Raw genomic sequence first — 16,242 nt, 5'->3', positions numbered from 1 at the left:
GGTCAGACCGCCGCTGGGACGGTCAGCCGGCCGTCGCGGACCTCGGCGACCTGGTCGACCGCCGTCAGGTGGGTCCGGTCGTGGGTGACCAGCACGGTGGCCGTCGCCCGCCGGTGGGTGAGGGCGGTCAACAGGTCCAGGACCGCCGCCCCGCGCTCGTGGTCGAGGGCGCTGGTCGGCTCGTCCACCAGCAGCATGGTGGGGTCGTTCATCAGCGCGCGGGCGATGTTGACGCGCTGGCGCTGACCGCCGGAGAGCTGGTGCGGCCGCCGGGCCGCCTGCCCGCGGAGGCCGACCGCGTCCAGCAGCTCCAGCGCCCGGGGCAGGGCGGCCCGCGGGGAGCGGCCGTCCAGGTGGGCCATCACCTGGAGCTGTTCGGCGGCGGTGAGCGAGGGCAGCAGGTTGGGCTGCTGGAAGACGATGCCGATCCGGTCCCGCCGCAGTGCGGTGAGCGCGCTGCGGTCCAGCCCGGCCGTCTCCACGCCGTCCACCACCACCCGGCCGGAGTCCGGGGCGATCAGCGTCGCGGCCACCGCCAGCAGACTGGACTTGCCGGAGCCGGACGGGCCCACCACCGCCGTGACCGTGCCCTTCGGGACGGTCAGCGAGACCTCGTCCAGGGCGGTCAGCCGGCCGTCGCCGTCCGGGTAGGTGAGGGTGACGCGGTCGAGGTGCAGGGTCATCGGGCACTCCCCAGGGCGGTCAGCGGGTCGACGGCGGTGATCCGGCGGACGGACAGGGCCGCGCCGACCGCGCCGAGCGCGATCATCACGGCGGCCGGGACGAGCACGGTCGGCGCGTCCAGGACGAACGGCACCGCCGGGCCGATCAGCGCGCCGAGACCGGCCGCGATCGCCGTGCCGGCGGCGGTGCCCAGGACGAGCAGCACCACCGCCTGGCCCAGGGCGTCCCGCAGCAGGTAGCGGGTGGAGGCGCCGAGCGCCTTCAGGACGGCGATGTCGCCGCTGCGCTGGATCGTCCAGACGGTGAAGAAGGCGCCGATCACCAGGGCCGAGATGGCGAACAGGAAGCCGCGCATCAGCTGGAGCGAGCCGTTCTCGGAGGTGTAGGAGCCGATCGCGGAGAGCGCGTCCGCCCTGCTGCGCGTCTCGGTGCCGAGGAGGGCGTCGGCGGCGGCCAGGTCGGCGCCCGGAGCGGTGGTGAGCGCGATCACGGTGGAGTGGCCGGCGCCGCCCGGGGCGGCCTGCTGCCAGTCGGCGAGGCTCGCCCAGACGACCGGGGTGTGGCTGTACGAGGCGTCGCCCGCCACCGCCGCGACCGTCAGCGGTCGCCCCGCGAGGGTGAACGCGTCACCCGGGCGCAGTCCGCCGAGGTCCTCCGCCGCGGTCTGCGACAGCACCGCCCGGCCGGGGCCGAGCAGCGCGCCCTGCGGTGCCAGCGCCGAACCGTCCGGCACGCCGAACACGGAGAGCGCCGCGGTGCGCGCCCCGGCCGCCGCCTTGGTGGTGGTGATGCCGAGCGGCTCCGCGGAGGCGACGCCCGGGGTCCGGGCCCAGCCCTGCCACTGCTCGGCGGACAGCTGGGAGTCGGTGAACGACAGCTTCTGCCCGTCGGCCGGCCTGGCGAAGGCCAGGTGGTCGGCGGGCAGCCCGGTGATCGCCGAGGTGTTCTGCCGGCCCAGCCCGGCGGTCAGGCCCGACAACAGGCCGACCAGCACGGTGATCAGTACGATGACGGTTCCCATCAGGGCGAACCGCCCCTTGGCGAACCCCAGGTCCCTCCAGGCGACGAACACCTTCGGCCCTACTTCCCGATGCTTCCCGACGCGGCTTCCGACACTGACCAGAGTGGTCGAGACGGGGGTGCCCGGGCATCGCACCGGGGATTGGATCCTCCGCATCGAAGGGCCGAAGCGGAGTTCAACCTTTTGATTGATGCCCGACGGCGCCGCGGACCCTACCCTGGACGGATGGCGACCGAACGACCACGAACCACCCCCGTCGCCCGAGCACTCCGGGCCTGTCTGCACCTGCTGGTGGCGGGACTGCTCGCGCTCGCCGTCGCGCGGGCCGCCGCCGGCCGGGGCGCCGACCTCGCGGCCGTCGCCGCGGCGGCGACCGCGATGGCCGCCGTCTACGCGGCCGGACCGCTGATCGGCGCCGTCGGCCGCTCCCGCCGGGCCGCCGGGCTCTGGCTGGCGCTGCTCGGCCTCACCTGGGCGGGCGTGCTCGTCGCCACCCCGGACGGGGTCTGGCTGGCCTTCCCGCTGTACTTCCTCCAACTCCACCTGCTCGGCCGCCGGGCCGGGCCGGCCGCGGTGCTGCTCACCGCGGTCGCCGCCATCACCGCCTACTCGGCGCACCAGCACGCCGCCAGCGTCGCGGCCGCGATCGGGCCGCTGCTGGGGGCCGCCGTCGCCACCGCGACCGTCCTCGGCTACCAGGCGCTCTACCGGGAGAGCGAGGAACGGCGCCGCCTCATCGACGAGCTGACCGCCGCCCGCGCCGACCTCGCCGCCGCCCACCACGCGGCCGGCGTCCTCGCGGAACGCGAACGGCTCGCCCGGGAGATCCACGACACCCTCGCGCAGAGCCTCTCCAGCATCCAGCTGCTGCTCCGGGCCGCGCAGCGGGCCCTGCCCGAGCGGACCGGGCCCGCCGCGGAGTACGTCGAACAGGCCCGGCAGGCCGCCCAGGACAACCTCGCCGAGGCGCGCCGCTTCGTCCGCGGGCTAACCCCGGCCGACCTGGAGAGCGGCTCGCTGCCCGACGCCCTGGAGCGGCTCTGCGCCACGACCACGGCGCACAGCGGGCTGCCGGTGCGGCTGCACGTCTCCGGGGAGAGGGTCCGGCTGCCCGTGCCGCACGAGGTGGCGCTGCTGCGGATCGCGCAGTCGGCGCTCGGCAACGCGGTGCAGCACGCGGGGGCCGGCCGTGCGGAGATGACGCTCAGCTTCATGGCGGGGGAGGTCGCGCTGGACCTGGTGGACGACGGGGCGGGCTTCGACCCGGCGGCGGTGGGCACGAGAGCGGGCCCGGGCGTGGGTCCGGGCCCGGGCTCGGGCCCGGACGCGGGTACGGCTTCGGGGACGGGTGCGGGTGCGGCAGGGGGCGGCGGGTTCGGGCTGCCGTCGATGCGGGCCCGGGCCAGGGCGCTCGGCGGCACCTTCGCGGTCGAGTCCGCCCCGGGGGAGGGTACGGCGCTGGCCGTGCTGCTGCCGGTGCCCGCCGCCACGACGGAGGAACCCGCATGACCGACGGCGTGATCCGCCTGCTGCTCGCCGACGACCACCCCGTGGTCCGGGCCGGGCTGCGGGCCGTCCTGGAGAGCGAACCGGACTTCGCGATCGTCGCGGAGGCCGCGACCGCCGAGCGGGCCGTCGAACTGGCGGCGGACCCGGGCGTCGACGTGGTCCTGATGGACCTCCAGTTCGGGCCGGGGGCGGCGATGAACGGCGCCCAGGCCACCGCCGCGATCACCGCCCGGGGCGAGGGGGCGCCGCGGGTGCTGGTCGTCACCACGTACGACAGCGACGCCGACACCCTGCCGGCACTGGAGGCCGGTGCCACCGGGTACCTGCTGAAGGACGCGCCGCCGGAGGAGCTGGCCAGGGCGGTCCGCGCCGCCGCGGCCGGGCGGACGGCGCTGGCGGCCACCGTGGCGGACCGGCTGCTGGAGCGGATGCGGACGCCCGCGGCCGCGCTCAGCGCCCGCGAGACCGAGGTGCTGGGGCTGGTCGCCGACGGGCTGACCAACCAGCAGATCAGCCGCGAGCTGCACCTGAGCCAGGCCACCGTGAAGTCGCACCTGGTGCACGTCTACACCAAGTTGGGGGTGGAGTCGCGCACGGCGGCGGTCCGGGAGGCGCGGGCCAGGGGGCTGATCCGGCGCGGGGCGGGGGGCTGATCCGGCGCCGGGCCCGGACCCGCCGGGGCGTAGGGTGGTGGCCGTTCGAGCCGCGCTGTGACACGTGGGTGGAGGATCCCCGGATGGCCGTCCGACCCGACGAACTCGACCGACTCGCCGTGCCCGTGATCGCCGCCCCGATGGCGGGCGGGGCGTCCACGCCGGAGCTGGTCGCCGCGGTGAACGGGGCGGGCGGACTCGGCTTCCTGGCCGCCGGCTACAAGAGCGCCGCCGCCGTGGCCGAACAGGTCCGCCTGGTCCGGGAGACCACGGACCGCCCCTTCGGCGTCAACCTCTTCGTGCCCGCCGGGCCGGGCGACCCGGCGGCCGTCGCCGCCTACCGGGACCGGCTCCGGCCGGAGGCGCAGCGGCACGGCGTCTCGCTGCCGGAGGAGGTCGCACCCGACCGGGACGACTGGGACGCCAAGGTCGCCGCACTGCTCGCCGACCCCGTCCCGGTGGTGTCCTACACCTTCGGGCTGCCCTCCGCCGAGGAGGCGCGGGCGCTGCGGGCGGCGGGCACGTTCCAGGTCGGCACCGTGACCACCCCCGAGGAGGCGCGGCGGGCCGAGGCCGTCGGGATGGACGCGCTCTGCGTGCAGGGGCCGGAGGCCGGCGGGCACCGGGCCACCCACCGGGCGGCGGACCTGCCGGGGGACCGGCCGCTGCTCGACCTGCTCGCCGCCGTACGGGCGGTGACCGGACTGCCGCTGATCGCCGCCGGCGGGCTGGCGGACGGCCCCGCGGTCGCGGGCGCACTGCGGGCCGGGGCGGTCGCCGTCCAGCTCGGGACGGCGCTGCTGCGCGCGGACGAGTCCGGGGCGTCGGCGGCGCACCGGGCGGCGCTCACGGAGTTCGACGAGACGGCGGTGACCAGGGCGTTCACCGGCCGCCCGGCGCGCGGCCTGCGCAACGCGTTCATCGACCGGTACGGGCCGTACGCCCCGGCCGCCTACCCGGAGGTGCACCACCTGACGGCGCCGCTGCGCGCGGCGGCGGCCCGGCGGGGGGACACCGGGGCGATGCACCTGTGGGCCGGGACGGGCCACCGGGCGGCGCTCGTCGGTCCGGCGGCGGAGCTCGTCAAGGAGCTGTGGCGGCAGGCTCGCGGGGCTGGTCGGTGAGCACGGAGCGGTAGTGGCCGATCTTGCGGCGGATGTGGCCCTGCTGCCGCCGCAGGTGGGCGATCTGCGCCTCGACCCGGGCGTCGTGCTCCTCCAGCACGGCCAGCCGCTCGGCGACCGTGGCGTCCCCGGCGCGTGCGAGTTCGGTGAACCGCAGCATGCCCGCGATCGGCATGCCGGTGTCCCGCAGGCACCGCAGCATGCCGAGCCAGGCGAGGTCGTGCTCGCTGAACAGGCGCCGCCCGGTGCGGTCCCGCTGCACGGCGTCCAGCAGGCCGATCCGCTCGTAGTACCGCAAGGTGTCGAGGCTGAACCCCGACCGCTCCACCGCCTCGGCGGGCGTCAGCATCTCCGTACCGGCTCCAGTCATGCAGCCGATCATCCCATCGCGCCAGGGCGCACCACCGGGGCGTGCACGCCGGGCAGCACCATCCCCCGCAGGGGTGGTTCGCAGTGGAATCCGAGCGGTACCGTATAAGCGCGTACTTAAGTCGGTGCCATGTGGGAGATCACACTGCTGGCCCCGGTGGAGGAGTGGTACTTGCGGATCTGCGAGGACGACCCGAAGACTGCGGGCAACATCCTGGAAGCGCTCGATCTGCTCGCCGAGGAAGGTCCGACCCTGGGGCGTCCTGCGGTGGACCGGATCCACCGGAGCCGTCTGCACAACCTCAAGGAACTGAGGCCGGGCTCGGCCGGCGCAAGCGAGGTACGGATGCTGTTCGTCTTCGACAAGCAGCGGGAGGCGATCATCCTCGTGGCAGGGGACAAGTCAGGTCGTTGGTCGGAATGGTACGAGAAAGCCATTCCCCTGGCGGAGGAGCGGTACGCAACGTACGTCGGGGAACGGCGAGAGGGCGAGTGGGCATGAAGGGCCGGAGCTGGACTGAGGTGCGGGCGGAGGCCATGGAGCGGTTTCCCGCGCTGGCTTCGCCGGAGGCGGTGGCGGACCGGGCGCGGATCCGGCGGGAGACGCTGGCGCGGATCCGCGGGTACGAGCTGGCCGAGCTGCGGCGGAAGGCGGGGCTGACGCAGAAGGAGGTGGCCGGGGTGCTGGGGGTGAGCCAGGCGCGGGTCTCGCAGATCGAGCACGGGCAGGTGGACAGCCTGGACAACCTGCGGGCGTACGCCGCCGCGATCGGGGGCGAGGTGGAGGTCACCGTGCGGCAGGGGGACCGGACGATCAAGGTCGCCTGATCCCCCTGCCGCGGGCCGGGCCGTCGCGGGCCGGGCCGGTGCCGGTCAGGCGAGCAGGCCGGCCATCCAGGACTCGATGCCGTCGACGGTGCGCGGCAGGGCGCCGGACATCAGGCGGGCCCCGTCGGAGGTGATGACGAGGTCGTCCTCGATCCGGATGCCGATCCCGCGCAGCTCCGCCGGGAGGGTCTCGTCGTCGGGCTGGAGGTAGAGGCCGGGCTCGACGGTGAGGACGTGGCCCTCCTCCAGGACGCCGTCGAGGTAGGTCTCGGCGCGGGCCTTGGCGCAGTCGTGGACGTCGAGGCCGAGCATGTGGCCGGTGCCGCAGAGGGTGTAGCGGCGGTAGAGGCCGCTGTCGTCGGCCAGGGCCTCCTCGGCGGAGACCGGCAGGATGCCCCAGTCGGCGAGGCCCTCGGCGATGACGCGCGCGGCGGCGGTGTGGAAGTCGCGGAAGCGGGCGCCCGGGCGCAGGGTGTCGATGCCGGCCTGCTGGGCGGCCAGGACCAGCTCGTAGGCCTGGCGCTGGACCGCGGTGAAGGTGCCGTTCAGCGGGAGGGTGCGGGTGATGTCGGCGGTGTAGAGGGTGTCGGTCTCCACACCGGCGTCCAGCAGCAGCAGCGCGTTCGGGTCGAGGGCGCCGTCGTTGCGGATCCAGTGCAGCACGCAGGCGTGCGCGCCGGAGGCGGCGATGGTCTCGTAGCCGGTGCCGTTGCCCTCGGCGCGGGCGCGCAGGTTGAAGACGCCCTCGATCCAGCGCTCGCCGCGGTGGTGGCGGAACGCGGCGGGCAGTGCGCGGACGACGTCCTCGAAGCCGAGCACGGTGTGGTCGACGGAGAGCTGGAGCTGCTCCACCTCCCAGGTGTCCTTGACCAGGCGCAGCTCGGAGAGGACGGCGGCCAGGGCGGCGTCGGAGTCGATCCGCGCGGCGGCGCCGGGGCGGCCGGCGGCGGTGTCGAGCTCGGAGTCGACGCCGGCGAGGACGCGGGTGGCGGGCTGGGGGCCGGCGAGCAGCTTGTCGAGGTCGTCGAGGTGCTCGGCGCGCACGCCGGTGAGCCGGGCGGCCTCGTCGAGGTCGGGGCGCCGGCCGACCCAGAACTCGCCGTAGCGGCGGTCCCGGAAGAACTCGGCGCCGCGGACCGGGTCGCCGCCGCGGACGGAGCGGGGGCGCAGGTAGAGGACGGGCTCGTGGCCCTCGGGGCCGGTGGGCTCCAGGACGATGACGTGGCCGACCTGGTCCTCGCCGGTGAGGCCGGTGAGCCAGGCGTAGGCGCTGTGCGGGCGGAAGCGGTAGTCGCAGTCGTTGCTGCGGACCTTCAGCCGGCCGGCGGGGACGATCAGGCGCTCGCCGGGGAAGGCGGCGGAGAGCCGGGCGTGGCGGCCGGGCAGGGCGGCGTGGGCGGGGACCCGGTTCTCGGCGGGGAGCGGGGTCGGGGCCCAGGAGGTGCCCATGAAGGCGTTGAGGGCGGGGGAGACGGGGAGGTCGTGGCTGCCGGTGTTGAGGCCGGTCTGACGGAGGGTCACCGGGGGTACTCCTAAGCGGGGCTTCCTGGAACGGGGTTTCCCTGATCGGAGCCTTGCGGGTTGGGCGTCGGCCGATCGGGGCGAGGGGGCGGCACGGACACAGCTCGGTAACGGGTCGCGTCACCTCTTGTGCAGTGCAATTTCACATTACTATGTTACGGGTCACACCACGGAGCGGCTAGACCCCCTGAGGTCGCCCTCCCGGCAGGGTCCCGGATCACCCCGGGGCGGACGACGGGCCGTTACGGCTGGCCCCCCCACAGCGGAGTTGCACATGACCAGGCGTACCCAGGCGGCCCTCGCGGCGGCCATTGCGGCGACACTGACCCTCGGCCTCGGGGCCTGTGCGAAGGACAAGAGCGACACCGGCGGGGACGCCGCGCCGAGCTCCACCAAGGGCCCGGGTGCCGAGAGCGGCACGATCATCGGCGGCACGCCGGTCAAGGGCGGCACCCTCACCGTGCTGACCAACCAGGACTTCGCCCACCTCGACCCGGCCCGCAACTGGGTGCTGCCGCACATGGACTTCGGCACCCGCCTGATCTACCGCACCCTGGTGACCTTCAAGGCCGAGCCGGGCGCCGCCGGCAACGAGATCGTCCCCGACCTCGCCACCGACACCGGCCGCCCCTCGGACGGCGGCAAGACCTGGACCTTCACCCTGAAGGACGGCCTCAAGTACGAGGACGGCACCCCGATCAAGTCCGCCGACGTCAAGTACAACGTCGAGCGCTCCTTCTCCCCGGACCTCACCGGCGGCCCCGACTACGCCGTCCAGTACCTGGCCGGCGGCGAGAACTACAAGGGCCCGCTGACCGGCGAGCACCTGCCGAGCATCGAGACGCCGGACGACAAGACCATCGTCTTCCGCCTCAAGCGCCCGGTCGCCGAGTTCGCCTACACCGCCACCCTGCCGACCTTCTCCCCGGTGCCGCAGGCCCAGGAGAAGGGCACCCAGTACGACATCCGGCCGTTCTCCTCCGGCCCGTACAAGATCGAGACCTACGACCGCGGCAAGCAGCTCGTGCTGGTCCGCAACACCAACTGGGACGCCGCCAGCGACCCGGTCCGCAAGGCCTACCCCGACAAGATCGTGGTGACCCAGGGCCTCAAGGGCGGCCAGGCCGACGACCGGGTGATCGCCAGCGACGGCGCCGACGCCTCCGCCATCGAGATGCCGTGGATGCGCCCCGAGTCCGTGCCGAAGGTGCTGCCCAAGGCGGACGTCAAGGCCCGCATGGTGGCCGAGCGCACCGGCTGTACCGACAGCCTCTACCTGAACACCTCCAAGGCGCCGTTCGACGACCCGAAGGTCCGCGAGGCGATGATGTGGGCCGTCGACCGGGAGAGCCAGGTCACCGCGTTCGGCGGCCCCGCGATGGCCGACGTCGCCACCTCCTTCCTGCCGCCGTCGCTGAACGGCGGCACCAAGGCCGACCCGCTGAAGATCCCGGCCACCGGCGACCCGGAGAAGGCCAAGGAGCTGCTGAAGGCGGCCGGCAAGACCGACCTCAAGCTCTCGCTCACCGTCTCCCTCGGTGACAAGACCCGCGGCGAGGCCCTCCAGCAGTCGCTGAGCAAGTCCGGCATCCAGGTCACCGTCAACACGGTCGACCCGTCGGCCTTCGCGGACACCGTCGGCGACATCAAGAACGCCCCCGACCTGCTCATCCAGGGCTGGTGCCCGGACTACCCGTCCGCCGCGACCTTCTTCCCGTTCCTCTTCGACGGCCGGACCATCAAGGAGAAGGGCAACCAGGGCAACTACAGCCAGTTCCGTGACCAGGCCACGATGGACCGGATGGACCAGATCGCGGCCATGACGGACGTCAACGAGGCTAACAAGGCCTGGTCGCAGCTGGACGAGGACCTGATGAAGAAGGCCCCCGCCGTCCCGCTGATGTGGCAGCGCCGCCCCCTGCTGGTCGGCACCAACGTGGCCGGCGCGTTCGGCAACTCCGGCTACGCGGGCATGATCGACATGGCCGTCATCGGCCTCAAGGACCCGTCGAAGAGCCAGGGCTGAGGGACCGTTCGCAATGAGTAGTACTTCCACTGAGCCCGCCGCCGCGCCCGTCGCGGCGGCGGGCCCCGCGAAGGCCGGGCGCGGGCCCTGGCGGCTGGTCTGGGACCAGCTCTGGGCCCGCGGCGCGGCCAGGTTCGGCCTGATCACGGTCGGCGTCCTGGTGCTGCTGGCCGCCCTGGCCGGCCCGCTGAGCGCCCTCGGCGGCTGGTCCCCCGAGGAGTTCGACAAGCGGGCCATCGACCCGTACATGGGCGGCGTGCCGATCGGCGACTTCGGCGGCATCGGCGCCCGGCACTGGTTCGGCGTCGAGCCGGTCACCGGCCGCGACCTGTTCGCCCGGGTCCTGCACGGCGGCCAGGTCTCGCTGATCATCGCCTTCACCGCCACCGCCCTGGTCGTGGCCGCCGGCACCCTCGCCGGCATCGCCGCCGGCTACTTCGGCGGCCGCGTCGACACCGTGCTGTCCCGGCTGATGGACCTCACGATGTCGTTCCCCTCGCTGATCTTCATGATCGCGATGATGTCGGTGGCCAAGGACGTCAACCGGATCCTGCTGATGACCGTCGTGATCGGCCTGTTCGGCTGGCCCGGCATCGCCCGCGTGGTCCGCGGCCAGACCCTCTCGCTCAAGCACCGCGAGTACGTCGAGGCCGCCAAGGTGGGCGGCGCGCGCTCCTGGCGCATCCTCACCCGGGAGATCCTGCCGAACGTCTCCGGCCCGATCATCGCGTACACCACGCTGCTGATCCCCGGCATGATCGCCACCGAGGCCGCACTCTCCTACCTCGGCGTCGGCGTCCGCCCGCCCACGGCCTCCTGGGGCCAGATGATCGCCGAGTCCATCGTCCACTACGAGATCGACCCGACGTACTTCCTGATCCCGACGGCCTTCCTCTTCATCGCCGTACTCGCCTTCACCCTCCTCGGTGACGCGCTGCGGGACATCCTCGACCCCCGGGGAGGCCGGTCGTGATCCTCTTCCTCGGCCGACGGCTGATCGGCGTGGCCGGCATCCTGCTGACCATCTGCGCCATCACCTTCACCATCTTCTACCTGCTGCCCAACGACCCGGCGGCGGCCGCCTGCGGCAAGACCTGCAGCCCCGAGCGGCTCGCCGAGGTCAAGGCCGCGATGGGCCTCGACGCGCCGATCTGGGAACAGTTCGGCTCCTACCTCGCCGGCATCGTGGCCGGCCGCGACTACGGCAGCGGCCCGAGCGCCGTGCACTGCGGATTCCCCTGTCTCGGCTACTCCTACGAGTACTCGCTGCCGGTCTGGGACCTGCTCGTCGACCGCCTGCCGGTCTCCGTCTCGCTCGCCCTCGGCGCGTCCGTGCTCTGGCTGGCCCTCGGCCTCGGTGCCGGTGTCACCTCGGCGCTGCGCAAGGGCAGCCTCGCCGACCGCGCCCTGATGGTGCTCTCGGTCGGCACCGCCTCGCTGCCGGTCTACTTCACCTCGATCATGCTGATCTGGGGCGTCGTCCGGACCATGGGCCTGCTGCCCTACCCGGCGTACCACGCGTTCACCGACGGCCCGCTCGAATGGGCCTCCAACCTGCTGCTGCCGTGGATCGCCCTGGCCCTGCTCAACGCGGCCATGTACGCCCGGCAGAGCCGCAACTCGATGATCGAGACCATGGCCGAGCCGTACATCCGCACGGCCCGCGCCAAGGGGCTCCCGGCCCGGACCGTCACCGTCAAGCACGGGCTGCGCTCCGGCATGACGCCGATCCTCACCATCTTCGGCATGGACCTCGGCGGCCTGCTGGCCGGCGCCGTCATCACCGAGTCGATCTTCGGCCTGCCCGGCGTCGGACGCCTCTTCTACGACGGCCTGCTCCGCTCCGACCAGCCCATCATCCTCGGCGTCACCCTGCTCGCGGCCTTCTTCATCGTCGTCGCGAACCTGCTGGTCGACGTGCTCTACGCCTACGTCGACCCGAGAGTGAGGTACTGATGACCGTCCTTCTGGAGGTCGACGACCTCAGGGTCTCCTTCAACACCCCGCGCGGTACCGTCCGCGCCGTCGACGGCATCTCCTTCGCCGTCGAGGCCGGGAAGACCCTCGGCCTGGTCGGCGAGTCCGGCAGCGGGAAGTCCGTCACCTCGCTCGCCGTCATGGGCCTGCACCGCGGCGCCGCCGTCACCGGCTCCATCCGGCTGAACGGCCAGGAGCTCAACGGCCTCGGGGAGAAGGAGCTCGGCACCGTCCGGGGCCGGCGGATCGCCATGATCTTCCAGGACCCGCTGTCCAGCCTGCACCCCTTCTACACCGTCGGGGAGCAGATCGCCGAGCACTACCGGGTGCACTTCAAGGCCAACCGCAAGGCCGGCCGCGAGCGCGCGATCGAGATGCTGGCCGAGGTCGGCATCCCCGAGCCGGCCCGCCGGGTCGACGAGTACCCGCACCAGTTCTCCGGCGGCATGCGCCAGCGCGTGATGATCGCCATGGCACTCGCCTGCGAACCGGAACTGCTGATCGCCGACGAGCCCACCACGGCGCTCGACGTCACCGTCCAGGCCCAGATCCTCGATCTGATCGCCCGGATCCAGCAGGAGCGCGGCCTCGGCGTCGTGATGATCACCCACGACCTCGGCGTCGTCGCCCGGGTCGCCCACGAGGTTATGGTCATGTACGGCGGCCGGGCCGCCGAACAGGCCCCCGTCGACCGGCTGTTCGGCGCCCCCGCGCACCCGTACACCCGCGGACTGCTCGACTCGCTGCCCCGCCTCGACGACACCGACGACGCACCGCTGCGGGCGATCCCCGGCAGCCCGCCGTCGCTGATCGCCCCCGCCCCCGGCTGCTCCTTCGCCCCGCGCTGCGCCCGCACCACCGCCGCCACCGCCGAGGAACACGCCCGCTGCCTGGCCGAACGCCCGGCCTTCGGGCCGCTCGCCCCCGGCCACCAAGCCGCCTGCCACCTGCCGCTGGTGCCGGAAGGAGTCCTCGGATGACCGAGCCCCTGCTGTCCGTCCGGGACCTCGTCAAGACGTTCCCCGGACGGCGCTCCCGCACCGGACGGCCCGGTCCGCTGGTCCGCGCCGTCGACGGCGTCAGCTTCGACGTCGGCGCCGGTGAGACCCTCGGCCTGGTCGGCGAGTCCGGCTGCGGCAAGTCCACCACCGGGCGCATGGTCGTCCGGCTGATCGACCCGACCTCCGGCACCGTCAAGTTCGACGGCACCGAGATCGGCGGCCTGAGCCAGAACCAGCTGCGCCCGCACCGGCGGGACCTGCAGATGGTGTTCCAGGACCCGTACTCCTCGCTCAACCCCCGGCAGACGGTGGCCCGGATCATCTCCGAGCCGCTGCTGGTCCAGGGCTCCGGCGCGGCCGACGCGCGCAAGCGCGCCGCCGAGCTGATGGAGCTCGTCGGGCTGATCCCCGAACACCTGGACCGCTACCCGCACGAGTTCTCCGGCGGCCAGGCGCAGCGGATCGGCATCGCCCGCTCGCTGGCCACCTCGCCCCGGCTGGTCGTCGCCGACGAGCCGGTCTCCGCCCTGGACGTCTCCATCCAGGCCCAGGTCGTCAACCTGATGGAGCAGCTCCAGAAGGAGCTGGGGCTGGCGTACATCTTCATCGCGCACGACCTCTCGGTGGTCAAGCGGGTCTGCGACCGGGTCGCGGTGATGTACCTCGGCCGGATCGTCGAGATCGGCGACAAGCAGCAGGTCTACGGCAACCCGGCGCACCCGTACACGAAGGCGCTGCTCTCCGCCGTCCCGCTGCCGGACCCGGCCGCGGAACGGGCGCGCGAGCGGATCGTGCTGCTCGGCGACCCGCCGAGCCCGGCCGCCCCGCCGCCCGGGTGCACCTTCCACCCGCGCTGCCCGAAGGCCCAGGAGATCTGCCGGACCGAGCGTCCGCTGCTGCAGATCGCCGGTGCCGGCGGGCGCGAGGCGGCTTGCCACTTCCCGGAGAACTGAGCCGCTCTCCGCGATCGGTCCGGGGCGCCCCCGCGCGCCCCGGCCGTCCGAAGCCGCCGTACCGTCCGATCCCCCACGGAGGGCGGTACGGCACCAACTGCGCGAGGCAGCGGCCTCGCGCGACCAACTGCGCGAGGCAGGGTCCTCGCGCGTCCAAGCCCCCGGTCGGGCGCGGCGGGGAACCTCACGAGGGCCGCGCCCGGCCGGGTCCACGCCGGTCACCGCTCGTCGGGACCGGTGCCGGCGCCCTCGGGCCCGACGGGATCGGCGGATCCGTCGGGCCCGTCGGCGTTGTCCGGCAGGTCCGGCAGGTTCTGCCGGTCCTGCGGGTCCGGCGCGCCGGGGGACTACGCTTCCGGCCCGGGCTGCCCGGCCGGCCGGGCCTGTTCGTCGGGCTTGTCAGGCTCGTCGGGGTCATCGGGCTCGTCGGGGTCGAACTCGTCGTCCAGCAGACGGCGCGGGCCCGGACCGTCGGTGCCGAGCGAGTCCTGCGGGTTGAGCACCCGGCAGCGGCGCAGCGAGAGGCAGCCGCAGCCGATGCAGCCCGTCAGCTCCTGCTCCAGCCGCTCGATCTCGCGCCGCCGGGCCGTGAGCAGCGCCGCCCAGCGGCGGGAGATCCGCTCCCAGTCGCGCTTGTCCGGCATCCGGTCGGCGGGCAGGCCCTCGAACACCTCGGCGACCTCGGCCAGCGGGATGCCGAGCCGTTTGGCGACCAGGACCAGCGAGAGCCGGCGCAGCACGTGCCGGTGGTAGCGCCGCTGGTTGCCGGCGGACCGCTCGGAGACGATCAGCCCCTGCTCCTCGTAGAACCGCACGGCGGAGGGCGCCACGCCGCTCCGGCGGGCCACCTCGCCCACGCTCAGCAGGTCGCCCGGCCGCCGGGTCGCGCCGGCCGCGGGTGTGCCTCCGGCCGCGGGCGTCGTGCCGGCCGCAGGGGGCGTGGGAGGCGTGGGGGTCACGGCGACCTCTCGCTGCTGCTGTGCGTGTCGAGCCCTTGACTTCAAGTTCTCTTGAACTACTAGCGTACCGAAGCGTGACCGAATCCCCGCAAGCGCAGACCGCCTCCGCCGCCTCCGAACAGGGAGTTCACTCTCCGGAGGCGGCGCCGCCGGAGTCCTCCGGCGGCTGGGGCGAACTGTTCTCGCGACGGTTCGCCGCCTCGGCGTCGATCCTCGCCGGCGGCGTCGCCCTGTACGCGATGAACCTCTACTTCACCGCCGCCCTGCTGCCCTCGATCGTGGAGGACATCGGCGGCGCCAAGTACTACGCGTGGGTCGCCACCGGCTTCCTGATGGCCGCCGTGATCGCCGCGATGCTGGTCAGCCGGCTGTTGGCGCGGCTGGGCGCCTCCCGCGCCTACCTGACCGGGTTCCTGGTCTTCGGGGCGGGCGCGGCGCTGACCGCGGCCAGCCCGTCGATGGAGACGCTGATCATCGGGCGGGTGGTCCAGGGCTTCGGCGGCGGGCTGGTGGCCGGTCTGGGCTACGCGGTGATCCGCACCGCGCTGCCCGAGCGGCTCTGGACCCGCGCGGCCGGTCTGGTCTCGGCGATGTGGGGGGTCGGCACGCTGGTCGGACCGTCGCTCGGGGGGCTCTTCGCCGAGCTGGGGGCCTGGCGGGGGGCGTACGTGCTGCTGCTGGTCGCCGCGGTGGTCCTGGCCGTGCTGGCCCGCCGCGCGCTGCCGGGGCCGACCGGCACGGGGCAGCACACCGAGCCGCTGCCGCTGCCCTCGCTGGTGCTGCTGACCCTCTCGGCGGCCGCGTTCAGCATCAGTTCGACCGTGCCGCGCGGCTGGGCGACGGCGCTCTGCATCGGCGCGGGCCTGGTGCTGCTGGCCGGCTTCGTGCTGGCCGAGCGCGGCGGTTCGGCGACCGTCCTGCCGAAGCTCACCTACCGGCGCGGCAACCACCTCAAGTGGATCTACCTGACCGTCGCGGTCTACTGCGCGGGTGTGATGACCGAGACCTTCATCCCGCTGTTCGGCCAGGAGCTGGGCGGGCTGAGCCCGCTGGCGGCCGGGTTCCTCGGGGCGACGGTGTCGGCCGGCTGGACGTCCGCCCAGTTGTTCAGCGTGAACATGGACTCGACGCGGGCCCGCGAACTCGCGATCCGGATCGGGCCGGCGGTGCTCACCGCCGGGCTGCTGGCCTACGGGCTGCTCCAGACGGGCTCGGCGTCGACCGGCCGGGTGCTGCTCTGGGCGGCGGTGCTGATCGTCGGCGGTACGGGCATCGGGGTGGCCTTCCCGCACCTGAGCGTGTCCGCGATGCGCAGCACCGACGACGAGGTGGAGGGCTCCAAGGCCGCCGCGGGCCTCAACACCACCCAGCTGATCGCCTACTCGGTGAGTTCGGCGCTGGCCGGCACCCTGGTGAGCATCGGCGGCGACTCGCGGCTGGACGCGGCCCGGTACATGGTCTTCGGTCTCGGCGGGCTCACCGTGTTCGGTGTGGTCACCGCCGCAATGAGCCTTCGGAAGGCGCGGTAGGTCACGCGCGGAGCCGCCCCGGTTCTCCGTGTGGGGGAGAGCCGGGGCGGCCTACCTGTCTTTCGCGGGGGCCGGCGTCAGGGCGCCG

General features: G+C 73.8%; 16 protein-coding genes. 11 read left to right on the top strand and 5 right to left on the bottom strand.

Going from position 1 to position 16,242, the window contains the following annotated elements:
• Positions 1 to 2: 2 nt before the first annotated feature.
• Both OG550_RS07735 and OG550_RS07730 read right to left on the bottom strand, forming a co-directional pair.
• Positions 3 to 683: an ABC transporter ATP-binding protein gene (locus tag OG550_RS07735; RefSeq protein ID WP_327675923.1), complete on the bottom strand. Its 681-nt coding sequence runs from the start codon at positions 681 to 683 to the stop codon at positions 3 to 5.
• Positions 680 to 1,756, bottom strand: coding sequence for an ABC transporter permease (locus tag OG550_RS07730; RefSeq protein ID WP_327675922.1), 1,077 nt, complete (start codon positions 1,754 to 1,756; stop codon positions 680 to 682). The genes OG550_RS07735 and OG550_RS07730 overlap by 4 nt, the downstream gene beginning before the upstream one ends.
• Before the next feature lie 174 nt (positions 1,757 to 1,930).
• On the opposite strand from OG550_RS07730, the gene OG550_RS07725 reads away from it, so the two are divergent.
• The 3 genes from OG550_RS07725 (at position 1,931) to OG550_RS07715 (ending at position 4,991) form a co-directional block, all read left to right on the top strand.
• Positions 1,931 to 3,214, top strand: a complete 1,284-nt coding sequence (locus OG550_RS07725; protein ID WP_327675921.1) for a sensor histidine kinase — start codon at positions 1,931 to 1,933, stop codon at positions 3,212 to 3,214.
• Positions 3,211 to 3,867: a response regulator transcription factor gene (locus OG550_RS07720; protein WP_327675920.1), complete on the top strand. Its 657-nt coding sequence runs from the start codon at positions 3,211 to 3,213 to the stop codon at positions 3,865 to 3,867. The genes OG550_RS07725 and OG550_RS07720 overlap by 4 nt, the downstream gene beginning before the upstream one ends.
• Before the next feature lie 83 nt (positions 3,868 to 3,950).
• Complete coding sequence (locus tag OG550_RS07715; protein ID WP_327675919.1) at positions 3,951 to 4,991, top strand: nitronate monooxygenase; 1,041 nt, start codon at positions 3,951 to 3,953, stop codon at positions 4,989 to 4,991.
• On the opposite strand, the gene OG550_RS07710 is transcribed toward OG550_RS07715, so the two are convergent.
• On the bottom strand, positions 4,951 to 5,361 hold the full coding sequence (locus OG550_RS07710) for a MerR family transcriptional regulator (RefSeq protein WP_327675918.1): 411 nt from the start codon (positions 5,359 to 5,361) through the stop codon (positions 4,951 to 4,953). The genes OG550_RS07715 and OG550_RS07710 overlap by 41 nt on opposite strands.
• A gap of 129 nt (positions 5,362 to 5,490) precedes the next feature.
• On the opposite strand from OG550_RS07710, the gene OG550_RS07705 reads away from it, so the two are divergent.
• Positions 5,491 to 5,862 carry a type II toxin-antitoxin system RelE/ParE family toxin gene (locus OG550_RS07705; protein WP_327675917.1) on the top strand — a complete coding sequence of 124 codons (372 nt, stop codon included), beginning with the start codon at positions 5,491 to 5,493 and terminating at the stop codon, positions 5,860 to 5,862.
• 35 nt (positions 5,863 to 5,897) lie between these two features.
• Positions 5,898 to 6,188: a helix-turn-helix domain-containing protein gene (locus OG550_RS07700; RefSeq protein ID WP_327675916.1), complete on the top strand. Its 291-nt coding sequence runs from the start codon at positions 5,898 to 5,900 to the stop codon at positions 6,186 to 6,188.
• Between the two features lie 45 nt (positions 6,189 to 6,233).
• On the opposite strand, the gene OG550_RS07695 is transcribed toward OG550_RS07700, so the two are convergent.
• The gene (locus tag OG550_RS07695; protein ID WP_327675915.1) at positions 6,234 to 7,709 is read right to left on the bottom strand and encodes an aminopeptidase P family protein; all 1,476 of its coding nucleotides are present in this window, start codon (positions 7,707 to 7,709) and stop codon (positions 6,234 to 6,236) included.
• Between the two features lie 274 nt (positions 7,710 to 7,983).
• Between OG550_RS07695 and OG550_RS07690 the strand changes: the two genes are divergently transcribed.
• Genes OG550_RS07690 through OG550_RS07670 form a run of 5 tightly spaced genes read left to right on the top strand, consistent with a single transcriptional unit; the run spans position 7,984 to position 13,666 of the window.
• Complete coding sequence (locus OG550_RS07690) at positions 7,984 to 9,735, top strand: ABC transporter substrate-binding protein (RefSeq protein WP_327675914.1); 1,752 nt, start codon at positions 7,984 to 7,986, stop codon at positions 9,733 to 9,735.
• A 13-nt stretch (positions 9,736 to 9,748) separates the two neighbouring features.
• Positions 9,749 to 10,708, top strand: coding sequence for an ABC transporter permease (locus OG550_RS07685; protein ID WP_327675913.1), 960 nt, complete (start codon positions 9,749 to 9,751; stop codon positions 10,706 to 10,708).
• A complete protein-coding gene (locus tag OG550_RS07680) occupies positions 10,705 to 11,691 on the top strand; it encodes an ABC transporter permease (protein ID WP_327675912.1) in 987 nt (328 codons plus the stop codon). The genes OG550_RS07685 and OG550_RS07680 overlap by 4 nt, the downstream gene beginning before the upstream one ends.
• Entirely contained in the window at positions 11,691 to 12,692 is a 1,002-nt protein-coding gene (locus OG550_RS07675) for an ABC transporter ATP-binding protein (RefSeq protein ID WP_327675911.1), read from the top strand. Before OG550_RS07680 ends, OG550_RS07675 begins: the two co-directional genes overlap by 1 nt.
• The gene (locus OG550_RS07670) at positions 12,689 to 13,666 is read left to right on the top strand and encodes an ABC transporter ATP-binding protein (protein WP_327675909.1); all 978 of its coding nucleotides are present in this window, start codon (positions 12,689 to 12,691) and stop codon (positions 13,664 to 13,666) included. Before OG550_RS07675 ends, OG550_RS07670 begins: the two co-directional genes overlap by 4 nt.
• 347 nt (positions 13,667 to 14,013) lie before the next feature.
• On the opposite strand, the gene soxR is transcribed toward OG550_RS07670, so the two are convergent.
• Positions 14,014 to 14,625 carry a redox-sensitive transcriptional activator SoxR gene (gene soxR / locus OG550_RS07665; RefSeq protein ID WP_327675907.1) on the bottom strand — a complete coding sequence of 204 codons (612 nt, stop codon included), beginning with the start codon at positions 14,623 to 14,625 and terminating at the stop codon, positions 14,014 to 14,016.
• Positions 14,626 to 14,699: 74 nt separating this feature from the next.
• Between soxR and OG550_RS07660 the strand changes: the two genes are divergently transcribed.
• A complete protein-coding gene (locus OG550_RS07660) occupies positions 14,700 to 16,154 on the top strand; it encodes an MFS transporter (protein ID WP_327675905.1) in 1,455 nt (484 codons plus the stop codon).
• The last annotated feature ends 88 nt before the right edge of the window (positions 16,155 to 16,242 follow it).

It is taken from the genome of Kitasatospora sp. NBC_00458, from assembly GCF_036013975.1.
GTDB lineage: Bacteria > Actinomycetota > Actinomycetes > Streptomycetales > Streptomycetaceae > Kitasatospora.
The sequence above is the reverse complement of the archived record's forward strand: the minus strand, read 5'-3'. Positions and strand labels throughout refer to the sequence as shown.